19 protein-coding genes are annotated in these 22905 nt (G+C 63.6%); 10 read left to right on the forward strand and 9 right to left on the reverse strand.

All coding sequences use genetic code 11. The features are described 5' to 3' along the window. Positions 1-21 precede the first annotated feature (21 nt). The gene (locus tag HPY44_18600; protein NSW58019.1) at positions 22-2028 is read right to left on the reverse strand and encodes a hypothetical protein; all 2007 of its coding nucleotides are present in this window, start codon (positions 2026-2028) and stop codon (positions 22-24) included. Positions 2029-2257: 229 nt separating this feature from the next. Between HPY44_18600 and HPY44_18605 the strand changes: the two genes are divergently transcribed. The 3 genes from HPY44_18605 to HPY44_18615 all read left to right on the forward strand — a co-directional run bounded on the left by HPY44_18605 (position 2258) and on the right by HPY44_18615 (position 4755). Next, positions 2258-3046 (forward strand): hypothetical protein, encoded by a 789-nt coding sequence (locus tag HPY44_18605; GenBank protein ID NSW58020.1) that lies wholly within the window; start codon positions 2258-2260, stop codon positions 3044-3046. Between the two features lie 276 nt (positions 3047-3322). Continuing rightward, positions 3323-3865, forward strand: a complete 543-nt coding sequence (gene amrA, locus HPY44_18610; GenBank protein NSW58021.1) for an AmmeMemoRadiSam system protein A — start codon at positions 3323-3325, stop codon at positions 3863-3865. Between the two features lie 113 nt (positions 3866-3978). Beyond that, the gene (locus HPY44_18615) at positions 3979-4755 is read left to right on the forward strand and encodes a sugar phosphate isomerase/epimerase (protein ID NSW58022.1); all 777 of its coding nucleotides are present in this window, start codon (positions 3979-3981) and stop codon (positions 4753-4755) included. 99 nt (positions 4756-4854) lie between these two features. Here the strand turns inward: HPY44_18615 and HPY44_18620 are convergent, their stop codons facing one another. The 4 genes from HPY44_18620 to HPY44_18635 form a co-directional block, all read right to left on the reverse strand. After that, a complete protein-coding gene (locus HPY44_18620; protein NSW58023.1) occupies positions 4855-6453 on the reverse strand; it encodes a PAS domain-containing sensor histidine kinase in 1599 nt (532 codons plus the stop codon). A gap of 217 nt (positions 6454-6670) precedes the next feature. Next, positions 6671-7210, reverse strand: a complete 540-nt coding sequence (locus tag HPY44_18625; protein NSW58024.1) for a prepilin-type N-terminal cleavage/methylation domain-containing protein — start codon at positions 7208-7210, stop codon at positions 6671-6673. A gap of 35 nt (positions 7211-7245) precedes the next feature. Next, a complete protein-coding gene (locus tag HPY44_18630) occupies positions 7246-8340 on the reverse strand; it encodes a hypothetical protein (GenBank protein ID NSW58025.1) in 1095 nt (364 codons plus the stop codon). A 160-nt stretch (positions 8341-8500) separates the two neighbouring features. Beyond that, positions 8501-9523, reverse strand: a complete 1023-nt coding sequence (locus HPY44_18635; GenBank protein NSW58026.1) for a Gfo/Idh/MocA family oxidoreductase — start codon at positions 9521-9523, stop codon at positions 8501-8503. A 164-nt stretch (positions 9524-9687) separates the two neighbouring features. On the opposite strand from HPY44_18635, the gene HPY44_18640 reads away from it, so the two are divergent. Together HPY44_18640 and HPY44_18645 are read left to right on the forward strand one after the other, a co-directional pair. After that, entirely contained in the window at positions 9688-10815 is a 1128-nt protein-coding gene (locus HPY44_18640) for a hypothetical protein (GenBank protein NSW58027.1), read from the forward strand. 149 nt (positions 10816-10964) lie between these two features. Continuing rightward, the gene (locus tag HPY44_18645; protein ID NSW58028.1) at positions 10965-11756 is read left to right on the forward strand and encodes a sugar phosphate isomerase/epimerase; all 792 of its coding nucleotides are present in this window, start codon (positions 10965-10967) and stop codon (positions 11754-11756) included. 179 nt (positions 11757-11935) lie between these two features. Here HPY44_18645 and HPY44_18650 read toward each other — a convergent pair whose 3' ends face one another. The 4 genes from HPY44_18650 to HPY44_18665 all read right to left on the reverse strand — a co-directional run bounded on the left by HPY44_18650 (position 11936) and on the right by HPY44_18665 (position 14952). Beyond that, positions 11936-12265 carry a cupin domain-containing protein gene (locus HPY44_18650; GenBank protein NSW58029.1) on the reverse strand — a complete coding sequence of 110 codons (330 nt, stop codon included), beginning with the start codon at positions 12263-12265 and terminating at the stop codon, positions 11936-11938. Positions 12266-12302: 37 nt separating this feature from the next. Next, a complete protein-coding gene (locus HPY44_18655; GenBank protein NSW58030.1) occupies positions 12303-13142 on the reverse strand; it encodes an MBL fold metallo-hydrolase in 840 nt (279 codons plus the stop codon). 127 nt (positions 13143-13269) lie between these two features. After that, positions 13270-13935: a hypothetical protein gene (locus tag HPY44_18660; protein ID NSW58031.1), complete on the reverse strand. Its 666-nt coding sequence runs from the start codon at positions 13933-13935 to the stop codon at positions 13270-13272. A 3-nt stretch (positions 13936-13938) separates the two neighbouring features. Continuing rightward, positions 13939-14952 (reverse strand): exo-alpha-sialidase, encoded by a 1014-nt coding sequence (locus tag HPY44_18665; GenBank protein ID NSW58032.1) that lies wholly within the window; start codon positions 14950-14952, stop codon positions 13939-13941. A 141-nt stretch (positions 14953-15093) separates the two neighbouring features. Here HPY44_18665 and HPY44_18670 point away from each other — a divergent pair, with 141 nt between their 5' ends. The 5 genes from HPY44_18670 (at position 15094) to HPY44_18690 (ending at position 22755) form a co-directional block, all read left to right on the forward strand. After that, entirely contained in the window at positions 15094-15663 is a 570-nt protein-coding gene (locus HPY44_18670) for a biotin transporter BioY (GenBank protein NSW58033.1), read from the forward strand. Positions 15664-16194: 531 nt separating this feature from the next. Beyond that, entirely contained in the window at positions 16195-17781 is a 1587-nt protein-coding gene (locus tag HPY44_18675; GenBank protein ID NSW58034.1) for a citramalate synthase, read from the forward strand. Between the two features lie 212 nt (positions 17782-17993). Further along, complete coding sequence (locus HPY44_18680; GenBank protein NSW58035.1) at positions 17994-19595, forward strand: glycosyltransferase family 39 protein; 1602 nt, start codon at positions 17994-17996, stop codon at positions 19593-19595. Between the two features lie 66 nt (positions 19596-19661). Then, entirely contained in the window at positions 19662-21887 is a 2226-nt protein-coding gene (locus tag HPY44_18685) for a hypothetical protein (GenBank protein NSW58036.1), read from the forward strand. A gap of 19 nt (positions 21888-21906) precedes the next feature. Further along, a complete protein-coding gene (locus HPY44_18690) occupies positions 21907-22755 on the forward strand; it encodes a hypothetical protein (protein NSW58037.1) in 849 nt (282 codons plus the stop codon). The last annotated feature ends 150 nt before the right edge of the window (positions 22756-22905 follow it).

The following is a 22905-nucleotide window of genomic DNA, read 5'->3' on the forward strand; positions in this document are numbered from 1 at the left end:
CACTCGACGACGTCTTTTCTCTTACCCGAAATGCACCGTGTAGCGGCGGTACATTTCGTTGATCAGACTTAGCCACCCCCACACGAATCCGGCCACGAAGAAGTGACCGATCACGATCCCCAGGAAGAACGGGATCAGTTGCCGGTACATCCGCATGCCGCCTAACTTGAGCACCAGCGTCTTCACAATCCAAACCAGCAGGAACGGTCCCCACAGCGGGCCACCGTAAGACGCCACCATGGCGAATCCCAGCGGGTGCAGCGGGAAGCGCAGGAAGATGCTGCGCAGCACCACCAGGATGCCCGTGACCAGCAACCCACTCACCAGCGCGCCCGTGCGCGCCTTGTCCGGCGGGGTGTGGCCCTTGAGGTACGATGCCAGCGTCTCGAACTCCTGCCGCGCCAGCGTGGTTCGGTATCCGCCCTGGGTGGTACCGCCCTCAAGAATGTTGGCCCCGTGGGTGTAATACGCGGTCAGGTGAATGTAGTACGCGAACAGCATGCCGAGAATCAGGCCCCAGGTAAGCCACGTTGACATCGTGCGCTGCTTCAGGCGGGCCTCGGTGGCGATCTTCTGACTCTCGATCTGGTACGCCATCACGGACTGGAAATATCCGCGCGAGCAGAACATCATGGTCGAGAGGATAGTCAGGTTGCTCCAGTTGCCGCCGCGTGCGAAAGGCTCCGAACCCAGTACATACAGGAGAGCGCGCTTGTGCTGGTAGAACGGGAAGAGCCAGACCATCGCCGCCCCGGCTTCGGCCCTGGCCCGTGCGTAGACAAGTCCGAACAGCAGCACCAGGCCGAAGTACAGGGTCGCCGTCCACAGCGCCATCCCTGCCTGGGTCGCGAACAGAAGCATTCCCGCAATCCCGACAACCGCCCAGATCACCGCCCACCGGTACGGCATGGGCTCTCCGGAATCGTCCAGTTCCACGGCGGTGCCCCAGGCCTTGCGCAGCGCCTGCCTCAAGTGGTCCCGGGCCACCCAGATCAGGAAGATACCCATGGCCAGGTATGATCCGGTCGCCTGCTCCTGGTCGAAGGGGAAACCCGCGATCTCGTAGCCCGCAGCGGTAGCGACCACGTTAGAGATCCGCAGGAGCAGGTAGAAGACCCAGACCGACAGGGTAATCTCCGTGGACACCAGGTACCCGAGCCCGATGTTCTCGGGCCGCCATGCGATGGACAGTGGTCGAATGGCAGACAGGGGCCGCTCGGTGAACAGGCCGCCGATGTCGTAGACTTTCCCCAGCGCCGGCACCCCTGGGTTCCATGCGTTCAGGATATTGCCGACGTTGTAGATGGCAGCCACCGCAAACCCCGCCCACATGATGGGGTTGGCGAAGAATGCCCCCACGAGTCGCCCCGTCCCCTGGTCCGAAATGTCCATTGCAAGGTGCACGATAGGGAAGGTCAGGCGCTCGCGGTCTGCCCACTGGCGGCGAAACAGGGTGATGGTGCCCAGCATCGCCAGGAACCAGGCGAGGAAGAACAGGGACCAGAAGAACAACGGCTTCACCCAGGCGGCCCACGGAACGGTCTCGGTGAGCGACGCCTCGTACATCTCCTGCACCACTCGCGGGTCCTTGGGCACCAACCAGTCAGGCTGATACTTCTGAAACTGGGCGAAGTCGTTCTCCGGCGACTCGAAATACTGCAGTGCGGTGAGGGACGGGAACAAAATACGCGCCACGCCCACGGAGGACATGGTCACCGCGACGCAGAGAAAGCAGTAGATGAACAGGATCTGGCCCTGCGACAGGTCGAGTTTGCCCCAGAATCGGCGCAATAGGGGCGCTATCAGCGACAGTACGAAAAGCACCCCGACCGCGGGCACGACCGGTACGCTCTCGCCAAGCTGGGCGCCGTGGGAGACAAGCCCGGCATGGCGCATCCACAGCACTGATCCCCAAAGCGCCAGGATGGCGAGGATCACAGCTCTCGCGGTTATGCCCTCTGCTGCCGATGCAGTAGCCTCCAGGGCTTCAGACGCCTCGCTGTCCTTCCGATTGTCCAAGCTGGTCACGGCGCGACTCCCATGCTTTTGTCGCGGCTCGCAGGAATGACTCGGCCGATCACGCCCCTGATTATTCGCTACCCAGCGCGTCATTCCCTCCCCATGCCTGGAGACGTTGACAACCCGGCAGGCTGTCTTCCATAATCTACCCCCGTGACAGTACTTGGCGCGAAGCCCTCGCGGGCACGCCGGGACATGCGCCGGCGGGGAGGTAGTCCCAGCAGCAGGAGGACCCGAGATGCCACTTTGCCCCGAATGCGGCGAAGAGGTCGCGAAGACCGATACCCACTGCATGAAATGCGGCGTGGATCTGCTTGCCGCCAAAGAGAAAGAGCGCATGATCATGCGCGAACAGAGCATCGCGGCGCGTATGGGCACCGGTCCAACGTCCGTGCCCGCAAACGCCGCTGCCGCCGGTGTGGTGGGAGTAGGGGAGAAGTCCTCAGACGAAACCCGCATCCGGGTCTTCGATAAGCAGGAAGCCGAGCGTCTTCAGCAGGAGCGCCTCACCGCCTGGGTCACATCCGGGATGGCCCTCGTGATCGGGCTGGTCCTGGTGCTTCTCGCACTCAACCGCATCAAAGCCGGGGGCGGTTTCGGCGCTGTGTGGCCTGCACTCAATCCTCAAGCCCTCCGCAACGGCGGGATGTTTGCGGTGCCCGTGATGGATACAATGATGCTGGGCATGGGTATCTGCGCGATCCTGGTGGCAATCGGCCAGTGGCGCCTTTCTGTGAGTGCCACACGGGCAATCCGCGACGTGAAGAACAATGCTAAGCCGGAGATCGCCCGGGTCAGCAGTTTCACTCTAGCCGGACTGTTTCTCCTGTGCCTCTTCTGTCCTCCGCTCGGCCTCATCATCGGCCTGGTGATGAAGTTCGGGCGCAACCCGGACCTGCGCGGGCTCGGCGGGACCATGGCGCTCGTGGCCATCGGGATCATGGTTCTGATGGGCCTGAACCTTCTTTGGAAGGTCGCGGAGAACATGAAACCCGCAACCAGCCCGAGGCCGACTTCAGGGGGATAGTCCGCCCCGTCCGTGTGTAATCAGGGACCGGCATCCGGCTTCGGGTCTCATGTTGGATGCGGCGCGTGTGCCCGAGGCGTGGGTGTATTGCGCCTCCTGGTAAACGGGTGCAGGCACGGGGCGTGTACAGGCCCCCGAAAAGCGATGCCGGTCTCCGCTTTGCCGCTTTCTTTACCCCGTCCGCCGTTGCCGTCTCCTCCCCACCCTTCCCACGCAGGACTTCCCGATCCGGCGGGGAACAAGATGCCTGAACCTCGATCTCTGGAGGCGAGAACCATGCTCAGCCGCGAACAGCGTGCCCGACTGCTATCCGTCGCCCGGGAGTCACTGCGCCACGCGGTGGGGAAGGGGCCCGCGCCGGACCTTACCACGGATGACCCCGACCTCACCCGGGACAGCGGTGCTTTCGTGACCCTGAAGATGGACGGCCACTTGCGGGGCTGCATCGGGTACATCGAACCCGTCGCCCCGCTCATTGAAACTGTGGCGCGCATGGCCCGGGCGGCGGCTCTTGAAGATCCGCGATTCGACCCGGTGGTGGCGAGCGAAGAGCCTCGCATCACCATCGAGATCTCTGTGATGTCGCCCATCGAGCCTGTCCCGGACCTGGGTCTCATCGAGGTCGGCAGGCACGGGCTTGTGGTGGAACAGGGCGGCCGCAGGGGGCTGCTCTTGCCCCAGGTGCCGGGAGAATGGGGCTGGAACCGCGAGGAGTTCCTGGCACACACCTGCATGAAAGCCGGCCTTCCGCCCGATGCTTACAAGCGCGGGGCGAAGGTCTACTGGTTCGAAGCGGAAGTGTTCGGGGAGGAGGAGTGAAAGACAGGAGGAACCGCCTGGCTTGCCCGTGAATACAGACGTCACCCCGGTGATCGGCAGAGAGCCACCTTTCACCGGGCACCAACCATACACGCGCAAAGGAGAACCGCAAGATGGCCCGTGTACCCATTGGCCTGCAGCTCTACTCGGTCCGCGAGGACTGTAAGAATGACCTGCCCGGGACCCTCGAGAAGGTCGCAAAGATGGGCTACGAAGGCGTGGAGTTTGCCGGATACTATGACTACAGCGCCTGCGACCTGCGCAAGATGCTGGACGACAACGGCCTGACCTGCTGCGGCTCGCACCTGGGCATCAACGCGTTTCTGGGTGACGAGTTCGCGAAGACCGCCGAGTTCAACGCTGTTCTCGGCAACCCCTACCTGATCTGCCCCGGGCTGCCCGGCGAGTATACCGCCAGCCGCGATGCCTGGAAAAAAACCGCCGACCTCTTCGATGAGCTGTCGGCGAAGGCGCGCCTCGTGAACGCCTGGGTGGGCTACCACAATCATCATACCGAGTTCACAGCGCTGGACGGCGAGATGCCCTGGGACACGTTTTTCGGCAACACCCCGCAGGATGTTGTGATGCAGCTTGACACCGGCAATGCCTTGCACGGGGGTGCCGACGTGACCCCCTTCATCACCCGCTACCCGGGCCGCGCCCTGACTGTACACCTCAAGCCGTACTCCACCGAGGCCGCGAAACAGGGCGAACACGCGGGGTTCCGGCCGCTGATCGGCGACGACAGTGTGCCCTGGGAGACCATCTTCAACCTGTCGGAGACCATCGGGGGAACGCGCTGGTACATCGTGGAGTACGAAAGCGATCTGTATCCGCCACTGGAGGCCGTTGAGCGGACGCTGAAGATCCTGAAGGACATGGGCAAGTAGGTTAGCGCTGCAACCGAGACAGGAACCGGGCTGCCCTGCACGATCCACCCGTGAGGTCAGCTCGGTTCCGTAGCCCTGTCTCCATGGGCAAGCCGCGAGTCAACTGGCGATTTCTGCTGCCCGTGCCAGGGGCAGCGTGAAGGTGAAGGTTGAGCCGCGCCCACGCACGCTGTCGCAGGTGATTTCGCCTCCATGTTTGTGGACGATCTCCCGGCACAGGAAGAGCCCCAAGCCGAGACCGCCTGAGACATAACCCGCTGCGCCGGACTCCCCGTGTGTGAACTTTTCGAATATCGCCTCCCGCATTTCCGGCTCCACCCCACAGCCGTTGTCGGCCACCGAGACCCTGGCTGAGTCACCGTCCGAAGACACCGTGACCTGGATCCTGCCGCCCTCGGGGGTGAACTTCACTGCATTCTCCACCAGATTGCAGACCACCTGGTCCAGGCGTGTTGCGTCTGCCCAGACGCGCGGTCTTGCTGGGGACGTCTCTACAGTGATGGTCTGATTCTTCTCTCTGGCGAGGGATACCAGCCCGCCGCAAGCCTCCCTCACCAGGGAGTTCAGGCAGAGGTCTTCGAACTGCATATTGTCCGAACCGTCTTCCATCGCGGCTGCTTCGAGGGTGCGGCCGATGAGCCGGCTGAGGCGCCTTGTCTCGCTGTCCAGGAGGCGGAGCGCCTCGGCCCTGACCTGCGGCGTGAGGTGGTCGGCCATGCGGATCAGTACCTCTGAACTGGCTCGCACACTGTGGAGCCGCCCGCGTAGTTCGTGGGTGATGACCGCCAGGCCCTCCTCTTTGACCCGAACTTTAGTGAGCACCTGAGTGATGTCCTTGCAGACGATCACCCAAGCCGACTGTCCCGTGCCAGGAGCGGCGCAGGGCACGATGAGTGTCTCAACGTCCATGGGGTTGGGGTTCTCAATGTGCAACTGTCGGGCACGTGTTCGCTCCGACTCATCCGGTCCGGTCGGGATATCCTCGAGGATGCAAGACAGCGGCTCCAGGGCGGCGGCATTGGCCGGGTCCCGTATGTTCAGCCCCACCAGCTTCGACCCATCGACGCCGAACATGTGCTCAATTCGTGGGTTCACCACCGCAATCTCGCCATTGCCCGTAATGAGCATGACGCCCTCCGTGAGGAACCGAACAATGCGGTCGCTGGTGGCCTTCTCGTGTCGAGCGACTTCGGCCATCGCATATGCAAGCCAAGCCACCACGACCGTAGCGCCCACCATCCCGGCCTGTGCGTGGAGGCGGTGGGCTTCCGGCGGCGCAGACGCGCCCAGCGCGATCATCGCGCCGCATACCAGCCCGGTTACCAGCGGAAGCTCGAACCCACTGAAGAACGCTGCGGCGAAGACGACATCCAGCAACAGGAGCAGCGAAAGGTTGTTGAAGTCCGGCCCCAGGGCCCAGACGAAGACGCTCATGAACAGGACGTCCACGCACACCATCAGCGCTGCCATGAGATGTACGCGGCCCTCGCGCCGGATCAGATGCCAGTTGAGCACGAAGTGTCCGAAAAGGACGTAAAGGCAGTAGAAGGTGATTACGGTTGCGGCAATGGGGAAGTGGGCTACCGCGGAACGGGGCAGTGTGTAGAGGGTGACGAGGAATAGTCCAACAAGGACAAGCCGGATCTTGTCTGCCTGGTCCAGTAGCCGAAACTCCAGGCTCCTGCGAGGTAGATCCATACCGTTCCCCCGACAGGCCGTAGTGTGATGTTCGCTATCGCGCAACCTGCCATTTGGGCTAACCAGGGAACAGGCTATACTGTCAACGATTGAACTTCAATAAAGAGAAAACAAGAAAAAGGGGAAATTTTGATGAACGAGCGGGGGTGTCAGCGACGTCTCCGGGGGCGAACAGCCGTCGCGCGGGTGCCGTGGAGCAAGCTCTGTTTCCCTGCGTCTACATCAATTGCGAAGGGATCTTGGGGACGAACTTCGCGTGCCCGTCAAGCCACAGGCAGTTTTTCTTGAAGTCCGGTGGACTAGCCGAGTCGTCGCCGCCGTGGAACTTGCTGTCGGCGTCGAAGAGGTACGGCACATCCGTCAGGTCGATGCCAAAGAAGACGGGATAGTCGACATGCTGGCCTTCGAAGATCTCCAGCCATTGGTAACTGGAGTATTCGGTCTTGTAGTAGTCGCTATCTGAGGGGCAGCGGAAGATCTGCTGGTTCTTCACGTACGGGTAGATGATATACGACAGGGGCAGGCGCCCCGATACTTCCACGCTTGGTTTGGGTGACGGGTAGGGCAGATAGCCATCGCTATCGGTGACGTACATGGTCATCGCCAGGCCGATCTGCTTGAGGTTCGACAGGCAGCTTGTCTTGCGCGCCTGGGCCCTGGCCCGCGCGAAGACAGGGAAGAGTATGGCGGCCAGAATCGCGATGATGGCAATGACCACCAGAAGCTCAATAAGCGTGAAACCCCTGCGGGTGTGCATAACCGTGTATCTCCAGTGCGGGTCTCCGTGCCGGCCTACCATCCGAATGAATTGAGCGCTTGCATGATGGGGCCCAGCTGCGCGCGAGTAGGCGCGGGCATGGCCATGTATCCTGCAAGCACCAGCCCCATAAAGGGCTTCACCCGGCTCTTCAACTCCGCCTGGGTCTCGGGCGTCAGGCGCTGGGTCAGCGCGGCCAGTCTCCGGATGGCGCTCGCGCCCTGGCGCACCAGTTCGCGCTGGTCCTCGGGGTCCATGTCGTTGAACATCCGCACCCCGTCCATCATGCCCTGGGCAACCCGCCCCTGCACTTCCTGCTGCAGATTGGGGACTGTGCCCTCCGCTTCTTTCATCATTCCCAGGCCGCGCCTGAACATCTTCTCCAGGTCCTCGTCCGACATCTGCTCAAGCTGCTCGATGCCCTTCTCGATATCCATCCTCTGCAGCTTATAGCCCGTGGTCAGTTCGAGTTTCGCGGCCTTCGCGACTTCTTTCAGCGCATCCTCCAGCGGCTTGCCCTCGACCTCGCAGGTCACCTTTTCCTTGCGCCACTGGTCCGTGCAGTCGACGGTTGTTCCCGTCACCTCGCTGATGTAGTCAAGCGCATCGCCAAGAACCGCATCTTCCAGTGTGATCTTCACCCACTTGTCGGAGGAGACTTTGGGCAGCAGTTCGCTGTCCCAGACCTCGTCGATGCCGCACATGATGAAGGCGCGTCGGGGTTCCTGCAGAACCGGGCGGCAGATGGCATCCATCGCCATGGTGTCGGGCACATTGAGGGTTCTATAGTATGAGCGCTCCAGCAGTTTCTGGTCCCGGCAGATGATGATCAAGCCCAGCTTCTCGCTGATATCAGCAAGGACATCGCGGAAAGGAACGCCCGAGTACTGGAGCTTGATCAGCGGGGCTTTGACAGCCTCCTGCAGCGCGGTCTGGGGCTTTTCGGCGCCCGCCGGCTCGTCAACCGGCTTCTCTGCTGGAGGAGCAGGAGCCTGTATGAGTTCTACCGTCACCCCGGCGGGGGGCTCGGTGAGCGTGTCGTCGGGGGCTTGCGCGGCGCCCTCATTCTGGGCGAGGACGGTTCCGCAGAGGGTCAGGGCGAACACGCAGAAAATGCACAATCCACGCATAATGCGGGACACCTCCCAAGTGCCTGGTGACGCGTTTATCGACGCATAACTCGCACGCCTTGTTCGCGCGCGGGCCATGCACAATCCTATGGACCTTCTGCGGCAGGAGATGTTCCGTCCCGGAATCGAGCCCCTCATTCGTCTGGGGTGGCCGCCAGTATCAGGCAACTCCCACGAACGCCCTGTAGCGGTCCAGCAGGTCGTCCGGCGGGTCGAAGGGCATGTCCACCGGTCGTGCCTCCACGGTGCTCAGGTATCCCGCAAGGATCACCGCCCATTCGTTCAGGGAGGTCGCGAGATTCGTGGGGGAAGGCTTCGCCTCGTCTTCCAGCCAGTCGAACATGGCGTTGGTCAGCCCGGCCTGGCCCTGGATGTCTTCATCCGCGTAGACGTGGTCCTGTCTGTCCAGGGTGCCATCCGGCATGGAGCGCTCGAAGCCGGCCATCCACCAGTGCCGGAAGCCGTGGGTGCCGTAGACCGCGATCCGCTTGTGCATCCAGCTTGGCCCTTCGATGAATTGCGGTGCGCCTGCTCCGGCCTGCAGCATGGCCCTCACGCCATTGGCGAATGTGATCATGAACTCGGCTGTCTTCGGGCTGGGGTGGGTGCCGTTGATGTCATCGTAACCCGCGCCCGCGCCGAAAACCGTAGTGGGTTGGGCGTAACCATTGAAGGCGAAGAGCAGGTCCAGCACATGCACTCCCTGGCCGGACATGGGTAGTACAGATGATGCGTCGATGCAGCGGACCTCGCCAATAGCGCCGCTTGCGACGTCGCCCAGGAACTCGAGGATGCGCGGATGATGGCGCAATTGATGGTTCACGGCAAACCGCGTGGATGATTCCGCTTCCAGCCTGCGCAGTGCCTTGTAGTCGGCAGCGCCGATGCAGACGGGCTTCTCCACGATGACCCCCGGGACGCCGGCTTCGGACAGCTTCGTCATCAGCGGAACGCGGAGGGTCGGGTCGGTGACGCAGTGCACCACATCGGGCTTCTCGCGCTCCAGCATCTCGTCCAGGTCGGTGTACCGGGCGGCCACACCATACGTGTCGCCGAACTGATTGAGGCGCTCGGTGTTCATGTCACACAGGGCCACGATCTCGCCCCGATCAATGAGCGAATAGGCATTTGCATGGCCGTTGGCCCGGGGGCCGCATCCCAGCATTGCGCAGCGGAAGGACATCGGAAGCTCTCCTGCACAGCGTTTTTTCCTGCAACGCGGACGGGTACTCGTCCGACGGGACACGGTTCGCCGCGGCCTGCCTGGGACCTTCCCCGGCGAACCCGGGAGGATTCAACGCGGCCCGGGGGCAATTGGCCCCGGAATACCGGCAGCGTGGGAGCGACATGACAACGCAACAAGTTGAGGCTCACAATCGCGAGGTGGCTGAACTGTGGGAGGCGTACTCCCGGGGTGAGAACGCCCGAGTGCCCATCACCATCGCCACCGACGAGTTCCTCTGGCTGAAGCTCACGGGCAACAGTTTCCGGGAGTTCTACACCGACCCGGCGATCCAGTTGCGGGTGCAACTCGAAGGAGACGCGTGGATGCGCGACGAGATCCTCCAGGACCGCGCGCTGGGGCCGCCCGATATCTGGAATGTGGTCCCCCGCTTCTGGATGGATGAACCGGAATGCTTCGGCTGTGATGTGGTGATCCAGGAGAACGACTTTGCCTGGAGCCTGCCGCTGGACATGCCGAAGACGGAGCTCCTGGCGCACCTGCGCAGTATCGACATCGAGGAGATGGTCACCGAAAGCCGCCTGTACCGGCTCTACCGCGACATGCAGGACATTGCTGCAGACATGCGGTTCCGCGATCGCCCGGTGCAGATCTTCTTCCCGGGTGGCGGCACCCACGGCATCTTCACCATTGCCGGGCGGGTCCGGGGTGCGGAGGCGCTCTGTCTGGATATGATGGAAGACCCGGATTTCGCTTTCGAGTTCATTGGGCTCATCGCGGACCTGACGCTTGAGCGCATCCGGGTCTGGCACCGGCTGGCGGAGACCGGACAGGAGTTGCCCTCGGCAGCGAGCTGGGGTACCGCCGACGATGCCCTTGAGTTCATCTCCGAGGCGGGATTCCGTCAGTTCGTCCTGCCCCACTACCAGCGGATGTTCGACGCACTCACCACTGGCGGCCGGCGCTTTCATCTGTGCGGCCGCGCGACCCAGCACTTCCGCACGCTCTACGACGACCTGGGCATGACCCACCTGGACGGACCGGGGACATTCGCCGACCACGGTCAGCTGCTGGCGGAAATGCCGAAGCTGAGCATCAGCGCCCAGTGCGACCACACGCGACTGGATCGCGGCCCGGCGGAGGACATCGACGCGATGATGCGGGAAATGCTGACCAAGTCCGCAAGGGTGCCGGGACGGTTCTGCATCATGGGTTTCCTCTTCCGGGACACCCCCTTGGAAAACGCCCGGGCGTTCTACGAGTCGGGCAAGCGGCACGGGGGGATTGGGTAGTGGGCGTGAGGCGCCCCGCGCGGAAGCATGGGGCTGGGGGCCTCGGGCCAGGCGTCCTTTCGGACGCGTCGAGCCGTCAGTCGCTAGTGGAACAGGCAATCCTGCCTGTTCGCCGTCACCGTCAACCAAACGAAGCGAGGCCAACATACATGCGCTATGCGACCGCGATCTGGAACTACGCCGAAGCCCACATTCCCCTGGTGGACCTGGTCCGTGACTTCGCCGATTACGGTTATGACACCATTTCCTTCCTGCCCTGGCAGCTCATGAACTGCGAACCCTCCCAGGTGCAGAATGTCATCAAGCTCATGGATGAGCGCGGACTTGCCGCCACGGTCCACGGCAACTTCGACACCCCGCTGGACGATGCCCGGCGGATCATCGACCTCCTGGGCGACCGCCTGCTTGCCATGACCTTCGACGCCGCCATGCGCCCGTCATCGCTGGGCATGGTATTTGATTCCACCCGAATGGCGGGGCATGTGCAGGCCCTGCTGGATATGACGCCCAATGCCAGCTTCCGGCTTGCGGTGGAGGACTACCCGCTGGATGCCCTCGCGCTGGGCTTCTACCGGGAGCATCTGGGCGAGCTGATACAAAGCGAGCGCTACGGGATGCTTGTTGACGTGGGCCACATGAACATGCGGCTTCGGGCAGGCGGGTATTTCGAGGGGCAGTCGGTGATGGATTACTTCCGGCGCCTGCCGCTGCCGGTGGTGGAAGTCCACTTGCATGACAACAACGGCCCGAAGGATGAGCACGGGCATTTCGGGCTGGGGAACATCGATTTCGGGCAGGTGGCCCAAGCGCTCAAGGCCATTGGATTTCGGGGGATATCAACCATCGAGATCGCACCCACGTTCCACGGCAGCAACCCGGCAGAATCACGCCCACGCTCGAGAGACAGCCTGGAGACGTGGAAGTGGTTGTGGGAGGGTTAGGGGAGGGGAGAGAGGGACGTGCGGGAAAGGGGTGCCACTGCTTACCGCCGGCGACCGTTCTCCGTCGCGGCGGAAGCAGCGCTTGCAACGAAGCACACCAGGGAGGCCTGGTGTGGCACCCATGCGCTTCCGCGATCTCGGTGCCGCCACGGGTTTGTGACCCGTGGCCGGCCGTCCCCTCACACCGCCCCGTGGGTGTAGATCACTTTCACGGGCGCGTCACCCGTACGCCGCGTCGAATGGGACACTCCTGGCCCCACGTACACCGCCGTCCCCGGCTTCAAGGGCAGCACTTCATCGTTCAGCTTGATCTCGCCCTCGCCGGATATGATATAGAGCGCCTCCTGGTCGTCATGCACCTGGACCTGGGAGAAATCGGTGGCGTGGTATTCGGCCACCCCGAGATTGAACCCGTTGGTGGTGGGAATCTGGTCGGTGCCCACCAGGTTCTTGCTCCAGCGGTCGGCGAAATCTGTCTGCTGCACTTCGCACTCGTGAATGGACTTCAAGTTCATCGCTCCCTGAATCGGTTCGTGCTGCAATGGCTTACGGACTGGCCAATGTACCCTGATCCGGTCCCTGCATCAAGGTCCGTCGGGCACCGGGGGATTGTAACTCGATGATATCTCCCGCGCGTGGCACGAAGACTTCGTCAAAGATGGCCCGCGCTGCTTCGGTCGCCGTCGCGTGCGAACCCTCATTGAGGTGCACCAGCGCGAGACGCCTCGCTCCGGCCTGAAGGGCTACGTTCGCGGCATCCGGGGCTCCGGAATGGGCAGCCTGGGGGTCACCGGCCGTGGATGACGGGCCGTGAGACGCCTCATGCACCAGCAATTCGCAGTTTCGCGCCAGTTCCACCAGCGCGGGGCTGAACGCCGTGTCCCCGCTGAAGACCACACTGGCCCCGGCGGGGTTCTCCAGCCTGAGGTGAACCCCCGGCACATTGTGTCGAGCGCTGGCCACCGTGACCTTGAGCCCCTCGAGATGAAATTCCTCCCCGTGTGCCAGGTCACCTGTCTCCACCGGGAAGCCAAGATGCGGGTAGCGGTCGATCTGCAGGAAGCGCCAGGCGTCCTCGACCACCCGCTCAACCTCTCCCGCCGGGCCGAAGACATGCACGCGCGGGCGGTTGGCCTGGGGAGAGTGGAGCCCTATGTGGAAGAGCAGAGAGACGAGGCCCATGAAGTGATCGTGGTGGCAGTGGGTGAGGAGCACGGCCTTGATCGACCGCGGGTCCACGCACAGGTCGGTGAGTCTGCGGGCCGCACACCAGCCGGTATCTACCAGGATTGAGTCGTTGATGCGGAAACAGGCGGTCTCGCCACCCGGCTCGGGAGTGCAGGAGGATGAGCCGAGAACCTGGATGCGCAGGGAGTGTGGGGGCATGAGAAAGACCTCCCGGGAAGTGCCACGGAACGCAGTGGGCCCCGCGCTGAAGCACGGGTCTGCGGGCCTTCGGCCATCCGTCTTTCGGACGGAACGTCAGTGGCTACAGACCGAGCCACTTGAGCCATCATCCCGACTCCAGCCAGCCCGTCACGCAGTAGTACACAATCGGGGTGAGCACTGACACCAATACCACCGGCACGATCCCCTGCGCCAGCGTATGTCTATTGCGGCGCATGCGCGCCCAGAAGACCACGGGAAGCGCCAGGCCGAGCCAGAGGAACTGCAGCGATCCCACCATAGTCAGGCCGAGAATGCACCCGGCAAGGGTAGCCGCGTGGATACTGGCTTTCCAGGCAAGGGTCACCACCGTGAGCACCATGCCGTTGACCATGAAGGCCGCCCCGAGCGCAATCAACTCCGTCGGCGCGCCCGCAGCGCGTAGAGCAACGAGACCACATGCAGCGCTCACAAGGGCGCCGATGAAAGGGATCGTGCGCTGTTCTCGCAAGGCCACGTGCATGTCGGTGACGCGTCCGGTTCGCCACAGGAGGAAAACTATCAGGAAGGGGATGACGGCGGTGGACAGGCCAGTGATGCCGCCCCAGATGATAATATCCAGCCACGTCGGGTGCAGGAGCCACGCAACCGCCAGCGCCGTCAAGCCGGCGACAAGGAACGGGCTTGTCACCGCGGAGACCGCAAAGGCGAACCGGTCCAGCCGCCCGCCGGGCGCGACCGCCGGTTTTCCATTTCCTTGCATCTCGGGCGCCGCGGATTGCCGGTCGTCCAAGGCTCACTCTCCGGTCAGCCAGAACTCGGTGACAGCCACGTGCTTCATGTGGGTGCGCTGGTAGGTGTAGATCATGTGCAGGCGCCCGCCGTGGCCCTGAATGATGGCCGGGTAGGAGAATTCGCCCTCTTCGCTTTCGATAGTCTTGCGGATGGGCCACGTCTTGCCCTCGTCACGGGAGAGAGCGAGGGTAAGCGGAGTCCGGGCGGTTCGCGAGTCATTGAACAGCAGGGCGAGGTTGCCGTCATCCAAAAGGACCAGGTCCGCGGCAGAGTTGGGATTAGGCAGGCCGGTGGGTTCGCAGGGAGACCAGGTCTCGCCGCGGTCCGTGGACACACTGCGCCACAGTACGCGCTGATCGATGTTCTCTTCGGGTGCGCCACTGCGCAGGTACGCTTCGATCGCACCGTCCCGCCGCACGAACAGCGAGGGCTGGATCACCGCGCACGGGCCTTCCATGAGCCCTGACTGCCGCCAGGTGATGCACTCATCGTCGCTGATAAGGCAGAAGCCTTTCCAGGTCTGTTCATCGTAGCAGGGCAGAAGCGTGCGGCCGTCATCCAGGCGGATGGCTTTGTTGCGAACCATCCACCCCTGGTTCGGGGCCATCTGGACGGCCGGCTCCCACGTGCGTCCTTCGTCCTCGGACTTCATGCTGTAGAGATAGACGCTGTCCCAGCCGATTGGCTCCGCGCCGGCCTCCTTGCGGGTACCGTCGGCGTTCCACTTCGGGTTATGCTGGGTGGCATAGAAGAGCCAGACATGCCCGTAGTGATCGACGTGCAGGACCGGATTGCCGTCGGACCACCCTGGATTATCCACAACCACAGAGACATCCTGCCAGCCATCGATCTCATTCGCCAGGCGGGCGGTGAGAATCGCCGAATCGGGATGCCCTTCAAAGGTCCCGGCGTAGAAAGCTGCCAGATACTCGCCGCTTGGGAGTTCAACGATGGTCCCGGCGTGACACCGGGGACGGCCCTGCAAAGTGTCATAAAGAAATCGCGCTTTGTACATCGCCGATTCGTCCTCGCTTGTCGCGTGCCACGTAGCATGCTACAATTCGGCTCCGCGCCGATTGCCGCGCGGGAGCCCGGAATGGATGCTTGCGGTGACATTATACCCCACAGCGGCGGGCTTGCGAAAGGACGATCCACCTTGCTCAGAACCCTCACTGTTTCACTGCGGGCAACCGCCATTGAGCGCGGAACCTGGGTCACAGTCGCCGCAGTCTGCGGCCTGGCGCTGGCCACTGCTCTTGCGGCCCAGGTGCGCCTGCATCTGCCATTTTCGCCGGTTCCTGTGACCCTCCAGACTTTCGTGGTCCTGCTCGGAGGGGCCATTCTGGGCGCCAGAGCGGCAGTAGCGGGGCAGGTTCTGTATCTTGGCCTCGGCGTCGCGGGTGCGCCGGTGTTTGCAGGCGGGCCCACACTTCTGACTATCCCCACCGCCGGGTATCTCGCGGCCTTTCCGGTGGCGGCGTGGATCGTGGGTGTTGCGGCGGCCCGTGAGTCCCGGACCGCGCTCCCCCTGGGCCTGCTGGCGGCGACCACGCTGATCTATCTGTTCGGGTCAGCATGGCTCGCGGCTTGGACAGGGCAGCCTTTCGCGAAAGCGCTGGCGCTCGGTGCGTTGCCCTTCATCCCCGGGGATTTGATGAAACTGGTCGCGGTGATGGGTCTGGCAAGGCTGGGTCGCAAGGGGTTTCTCGCCTGCAGGGGTGAGTAAGGGTGCAGCGAGGTGATGAGACGGTCAGTGGCGGCCGATGTGTCCGGCCCATGCGATGAGGTCCCCGCCCCACGGGTTCAGACGGCGGACGTCATGACTCGGCCGACCAGGTGCCCGCATCGCGCATCACATCGCTTGCCGAAAACCCGTTGTCATGCTATATTATCGTCAATACCAAACGGCAGCGAAGGGGACGAGTACCCGCCGAACGCCCTTTGAGCGAGCCGGGGACGGTGCGAGCCCGGCAGGAAACCCGGCGGGGAATATCACCCCTGAGCCGCGGACCCAACGAGACGGACACGAACAGCCGCTCCAGTAGGCTCCGCCGGAGGCTTGCTCCGTTATCAAACAGACGGCATCGGCCAGCTCGGCCCGTGCCGGACGAGGGGATGCGCAGGTGTTAGCCTGCGCCATCAAGCAGAGTGGTACCGCGAGCCTTCATGGCCCGTCTCTGTCGCAGGGACGGGCTTTTGCTTTGCGGTCCAACTTTCACCCCGCGCGCTGCCGAACACAGGAGCAAGGGGAAACACAATGAGCAGACAGGTACTGATCTACGACACCACGCTGCGCGACGGTTGTCAGGGCGAAGGAGTGGCCTTTAGCGTCGAAGACAAGCTGCGGGTAGCCCACAGACTGGATGACCTCGGCGTGGCATTCATCGAGGGCGGCTGGCCCAACGAGACCAACCCGCGAGACCGCGAGTTTTTCCAGCGCGCGAAAGGGGATACCTGGAAGCATGCGAAGATAGCGGCTTTCGGCAGCACCCGGCGCGGCGGGATCAAGCCCGAGGAAGACTCCAATCTCAATGAGCTTATCGCTTCGGGCGCGCCGGTCGTCACCATCTTTGGCAAGTCCTGGGACATGCACGCGACCGATGTCCTGCGGGTGAGTCTTGAAGAGAACCTGGCAATGATCCAGGACTCGGTGGCTTATCTCAAAGCTCATGTGCCTCAGGTTATCTTCGACGGCGAGCATTTTTTCGATGGCTATCTCGCCAACCCCGAGTACGCGATGAAGACCCTGGAGGCCGCGGTTCGCGGTGGCGCTGATGCTCTGTGTCTCTGCGACACCAACGGCGGCAGGCTGCCCCACCAGATCGCGGAGATTTGCCAGGTCGTGCTGAAGCAGGCGTCCGTGCCGGTAGGCATTCACTGTCACAATGACAGCGGCACAGCGGTGGCCAGCACACTCGCGGCGGTCATCGCCGGTTGCTCCCAGGTGCAAGGGACGATGAACGGCTATGGAGAGCGGGCCGGGAATGCCAACCTATGCGAGGTCATCCCGAACCTCGAGCTCAAACTGGACATCCGTTGCCTGCCCGAGGGCAGTCTGCGGGATCTCAAGCCTGCCTCGCGGTACATAAGTGAACTGGCGAACTTGCCGCATTACCACCGCCAGGCATACGTGGGGGACTCGGCTTTCGCGCACAAAGGCGGCATGCATGTGAACGCGGTGCTCAAACGGGCGGATTCTTTCGAGCATATCGATCCGGAACTGGTGGGCAATGAACGGCGGATTCTGGTGAGCGATGTAGCCGGCAGCAGCACGGTGGTCAGCAAGCTGCGCAAGCTCTGGCCCGACCTGGACCGCCGCGACCCGCTGGTGGGCGAAGTGCTCACGAAGATGAAGGACCTGGAAAATCGCGGGTACGAGTTCGAGGCCGCGGAGGGGTCCTTCGCGCTGCTTGCCATGGAACTAAGGGGCGAGCGCAAGGACCTGTTCACGCTCCACGGTTTCCGGGTCTTGTCCGGCAAACATGAAGAAGGCACTGAGCCTTTCGCCGAGGCGACCGTGGAAATTGACGTGGATGGCGAACATTTCCACACCGCTGCCAAAGGAACCGGCCCGGTGCACGCGCTTGACCTTGCTCTGCGCAAGGCTCTGCGCGAGAAGTACCCGAAAGTGGATCAGCTTGAGCTGATCGACTACAAGGTGCGCGTGCTGGAGGGCACCCACGGCACGGCAACCGGCGTCCGCGTCATCATCCTGACCACCGACGGCAAGGAGACATGGGGCACGGTGGGGGTGCACGAGAACATTATCGAGGCAAGCTGGCAGGCGCTGGTGGACAGTATCGCCTACGGCCTGCAGCGAAACGGCGGACACAAGCCGCAGTAGCTGCTGCCCAGATATCGAGCGGAACCGGGGACGGGCGCACGGCGGAACGCGCGCAGTCCCCGGTTTGTGATTCGGGTGCTCAAGCTCGCGCGGCTGCATACCTGATGGGTGTGCACGCCTTCGCGCCGTTCCTTGCTACTCGCGAACAGACTGGCTAACATAATCCAACCCGTTAGCGGGCACTCGATCCCACACCCGGAGGGTACGGCTTCATGGAGTCGGCGCGCGGGACGAAGCCGCACATTGCAGCGCGTCTCGCCACATCCTCCGGGCTGTGGCTTTTCCTGATGTTCCTGTGCCTGTATGCCCTGACGAACCGCGGGAACATCTGGTCCAGCGATGCCGCGATGCGTCTTGGAATGGCGCGTCACCTGCTGGATACCGGGACGGTGGGTGTGCCGGGCGATCTGAAGCCTCACCTTCGGGTGCACGGGGGGAAGCTGGTCTGGGGACTCGGGCACCCGCTGGTCCTGTCCCCGGCGGTTCTGGTGGGGCGTGGGTTCGGTCCCGTGGCCAGTCGGTTCCTGGGCCCGGATGCGGACGAAAAGCTGGGGGAGATCCTCGCCAGCTTCAGCAGCGTTCCGCTGGGCGCTCTGGGCGTCCTTCTGGTGTACCTTGTCGGCCGGGGGCTGGGTTACCGGCGCGAGGTGTCGGTCGCCGCGGCCATGGCGCTGGGTGTGGCGACAACCTGGTGGCCGTACACTCAGGATGCCTTCTACGAGCCGCTGCAGGGGGTCTGCCTGGTGGCAGGGCTGCTCCTGCTTCTCAAGGCCGGCAAGGACCGCAGCGCACGGGTAGCCCTCGCGGCCGGTTTCTGCTTCGGGTTTGCGGTCTTGACCAAGCTCACAAATCTCGCCATCGCGGCGCCCCTGGTGCTTGCGCTGGCCTCAAAGGATCGCAAGCGGAACAGGCGTCCCGGCCGGTGGGTTCTCGTTCTGTGCGTTTTTCTGGGCGCCCTGCCTCTGCTGGCACTGAACGGCTGGAGCGATTATGTCCGGTACGGAACGGCCTTCCCCTCCGCCGCCGAGCGTCATCCGAAGTACGAGGGCGCTCTCCAGCACGGAGATATCCTGCCGGGAGTGATCTCCCTCGCGACGGGCCTGACCGAAGGCCTCCTGTGGTATGCCCCGCCGGTGCTTGCGGCGCTGTTTTTCCTGCCGGGCGTGGGAAAGAGGAACCGCGCAGCGTGTATCGGGGTGATGCTGGCGGTTCTCGTGGGGATTCTGCTCACGGCGCGGCTGGATGACGTGGGGCTTCGCGGCGCCTGTTGGGGACCGCGGTATCTGGTGCCCCTCTTCCCGCTGGCTGCGCTGGGGTTCCTTCCCTGGTTCGAGGCCGTGGCGGCACGCGGGAAACGGCTCGCGCGGGCAATGACCGGCCTGCTGCTTGCCGTGTCAGTCGCCGTGCAGTTGCTGGCGGTCAGCGTCCACTATCAGCGCTACTATGCCGAGCGAGCCGACCTGCCCGATAGCGTTCGGGGGAGCCTGCCGTACACGTTCCCGCTGGCGCGACAGCCGGTGTATCTTGGAAAAGTGCTGGCTGGAATGGTCCGCGGAGACCCACACCGGATGCAGGGGGAGGCGCTTGCAGTGGAAGAGGACGACCTGATCGCCGGCTCACGAGCGGTGAATGTGCTCAACTTCTGGTGGGTGCTCGCTTATTACCAGGGCGTGCCCAAGGTCCTTCTTGCCTTGGTGGTGGCTTCTCTGGCGACGCTGATCTTTCTGAGCGCCCGGGTGCTCCTGCTGCCCGGTCACCCTCGGGGAGCCCGCGGGGCAGAAGGTGAGACGGTGTTGGCAGACGAACCCTCGTGAAAATGGGCCTGAATGGCCCGCGCTGGTGCTTTACCCGAACCGCCAATCCCTATCGGGAGTTCACGCATGTCAAGCTCACAACGCCATCCCTTCCTGGCCGAGCCGCTCCCCTGGCATTTCCCGCTGGTGCACACTCACCACGGGATGCCCCTGAGCAACGGGACCTTCGGCGCCCTCATCTGGGGCGGCGGCCAGGACCTGCGCATCACGGTGAACCGGGCTGATTACTGGGACCACCGTGGCGGGGTCGTTTGGACCGAAGAGGCCACCTATCAGAACCTCAAGACCTGGCTGGAAACAGGTGACGAGGAGAATTTGCGCCGAGTGTTCGAAGGTGAACGCACTTCGGGCGACGACGAACCAGCCCGGCCCACACGCCTGCCCATGGGCCGCGTCGATCTGCGCCTACCGGCGGGCTCGCGGCTGAAGATCGGGCACCTGGACCTTTCCACCTCGGAAGCCTGCATCGAAGCGATGCCCGAAGGGAATGTGCGAGGGGTGCTGGTGCGGCACGATCCCGTGCTGGCGCTGGTGATCGAGGACATGCAGGTCACTGCGTCATCGAGGCCTCCCGATGCGCAAGCCGTGATCGAACATTTCCGCAAGTACGGCTTCCCGCCGGCCGAAGTCTTTGATGATGAAGATCGTGGCGGGTGGGTGCAGGAGTGCCCTGGCGAGCCGGCTATGTGCGTGGCCTGGCGCATGTGGAGACGCAACGGGCACACCGAGATGTTCATCACCAGCGTTTACGGAGACTCGGCCCGGGAGGCGCGGCAGAACGCAGAGCGCAGCCTGGAGGAACACGCGGAGGCGGGCTTCCGTCAGTGCGCGGAGCGGACCGCGAACTGGTGGTCGGGGTACTGGGCGCGCATTGCGGCGCTTGACCTGCCCAGCCGCGATGACCTCCTTCTGTACTACCTGGGCATGTACAAGCTAGCGGGGCTCTCCGTCCCCGGCAGTCCGGCGGCCACGCTCCAAGGCCCCTGGGTCGAAGAGTACTGCATGCCCCCGTGGTCCAGCGATTACCACTTCAACATCAATGTGCAGGAGTGCTATTGGCCGGCGTACGCGGGCAATTACCTGCCCAGTCTGGAGCCTTTGTGGGAGATGCTCGCCAGCTGGGAGCCGCGACTGCGCGAGAATGCCCGGGTGTTCGCGGGTGTTCCCGACGGCCTGCAGCTGCCGCACGCGGTGGATGACCGCTGCACCTGCATGGGCGGCTTCTGGACGGGTTCCGTGGACCACGGGTCCACCATGTGGACCGGGCAACTCATGTGGCTGCGCTGGCGCTACAGCATGGACCGCGACTTTCTGGCAAAGACCGCCTATCCCTTTATCAAGGGCGCAATGCGGGTCTACGAGGCCATGCTTGAGGAGACACAGGACGGCTGGCGCCTGCCGGTGAGTGTGTCGCCCGAGTTCGGCGGGGCCAATCTCAACGCGTGGGGGGCTAACTCCAGCTTCCAGCTTGCGAACATCCACTTCGCATGCCGAGCTCTCATCGAGGCCTCGGAAATCCTCGGCGTTGACGAGGCTGACCGGGCACGCTGGAAGGACATCGCCGCGCGCTTGCCTGAAGCCTGCACGAGCCCGGATGGTCGCGAACTGTGGCTGTGGGAGGGCCAGCCTCTGACCGAGAGCCACCGGCATCACTCGCACCTCGCCGGGTTGTACCCCTTCGACATCTTCGACTATTTCGGCAAAGCCGAGCACCGGGCGCTGATCGACGCCTCACTGGCGACTCTCACTCGGCAGGGAATGGGCTTGTGGACGGGCTGGTGCATGCCCTGGGCGGCAATCCTGTATGCCCGCACCGGGAACGGCGAAATGGCCCAGGTGCTCCTGGATACATTCCGGCGGGTATTCATGAACCCAGGTTATGCGACGGGGCATGACGCGCGGTTCCGAGGCTTCACGGTGATGGCCGGGCGACCGGAGATCATGCAGATCGAGGCCTCCATGGGGGCCGCCGCGGCAGTGCTGGAATTGGTGGTCCAGTGCGCGCAGGGTGTGGTTCGGGTGTTCGGTGCAGTGCCCAACTGGTGGCGCGATGTGAGCTTTCAGGGCGTCCGAGCAGAGGGCGCGTTCCTTGTTTCCGGGCGCATGCGCGACGGCGTCATCGAGGAGATCCGGCTGCTTAGCGAAGCCGGTGCACCCCTCAAGCTCGCCAATCCGTGGGGTGGCCCCTGTCGCGTGCAGACCTCCCGCGGCCAGACGAGAACGCCGGAAGGCACCATCATCGCCATAGAGACCGAACCGGGTGAGGAGATCGTGGTCACACCTTTCCAATAGTCGACAGGAGGCGTGGGGCATGAGAACTCTCGTCTGTTTTTGCGCAGCGCTCACCGTTGCTGTGGTGGTGATCCCGGCGCAGGCGCAGGAGTCCATGCCGTACGCGCTCTTGAGCCGGGGCACGTCGCTGGTCCCCTTCCGGCCCGTTTTCGAGTATCTGGGAGCGACGGTGGACTACGTGGACGGCAAGGCCACAGCAACCCGGCGCGGGACCATCGTGGAACTCACCGTGGGCAGCAAGATCGCCCGGATAGGCGGCAAGCCGGTCCGCCTTAGCACCGCTCCGCGAATCGTCGACTACACTCTGTACGTGCCTCTGCGGTTTGTCTCGGAGGCCCTTGGGGCAGAGGTGGAGTACGCCGGGGATGGCCGGTCCGTGCACATCACCGCGCCCGGAAAGCCTTCGTGGGGGCTGGTGGTGGTGAAGGACAAGGGTGCCTGGCGCACCTACCAGGGCCCCTGGTTCGACATCGACTACCCCGCGGGCTTCTCCGTCTCCGGTGACACCTTCGATCTGGACCCCAGGGGGCGCCTCTATTCGGACGCCGCACTGTTCCTGTCGCCTGGCGGGGCACCCGTGCAGTTCTACGTCTACTCGCCCCAGTGGAGCGGCAAGTCGGAGTGGGCGCAGCCGCGCGCAGACGAGAAGCTGGGTGAGGTCCGCACAGAGCGCCGCGGCTCGAAGACCGTCACATGGACCAGCGTAACCGGGCCCGGAGGGTACACCCGCGCATGGGTAGAGACCGTCGACGAGATGACCAACACGAACCATGTCTTCGGCATCAAGTACCGGAACCAGGCGGCTTACAGCAAATACAAAGCGAAGTACCTGGAGTTCAAGGAGTCGCTGGTCCAGTACGCGGACTAGGCCTGCCGTACTGGGGAGCGCGACGGTTGCCGGAACCAACTGCTGCCCTTCACTCGGGCTGTGCCGGAAATGGAGCGTTCGATGGGCGTATCTGGCCGGGGATTCGGCGGCGATGGTACTGACCGATACTATCCTTGGGGGACAGGTGGG

Source organism: Armatimonadota bacterium (assembly GCA_013314775.1).
GTDB lineage: Bacteria > Armatimonadota > Zipacnadia > Zipacnadales > JABUFB01 > JABUFB01.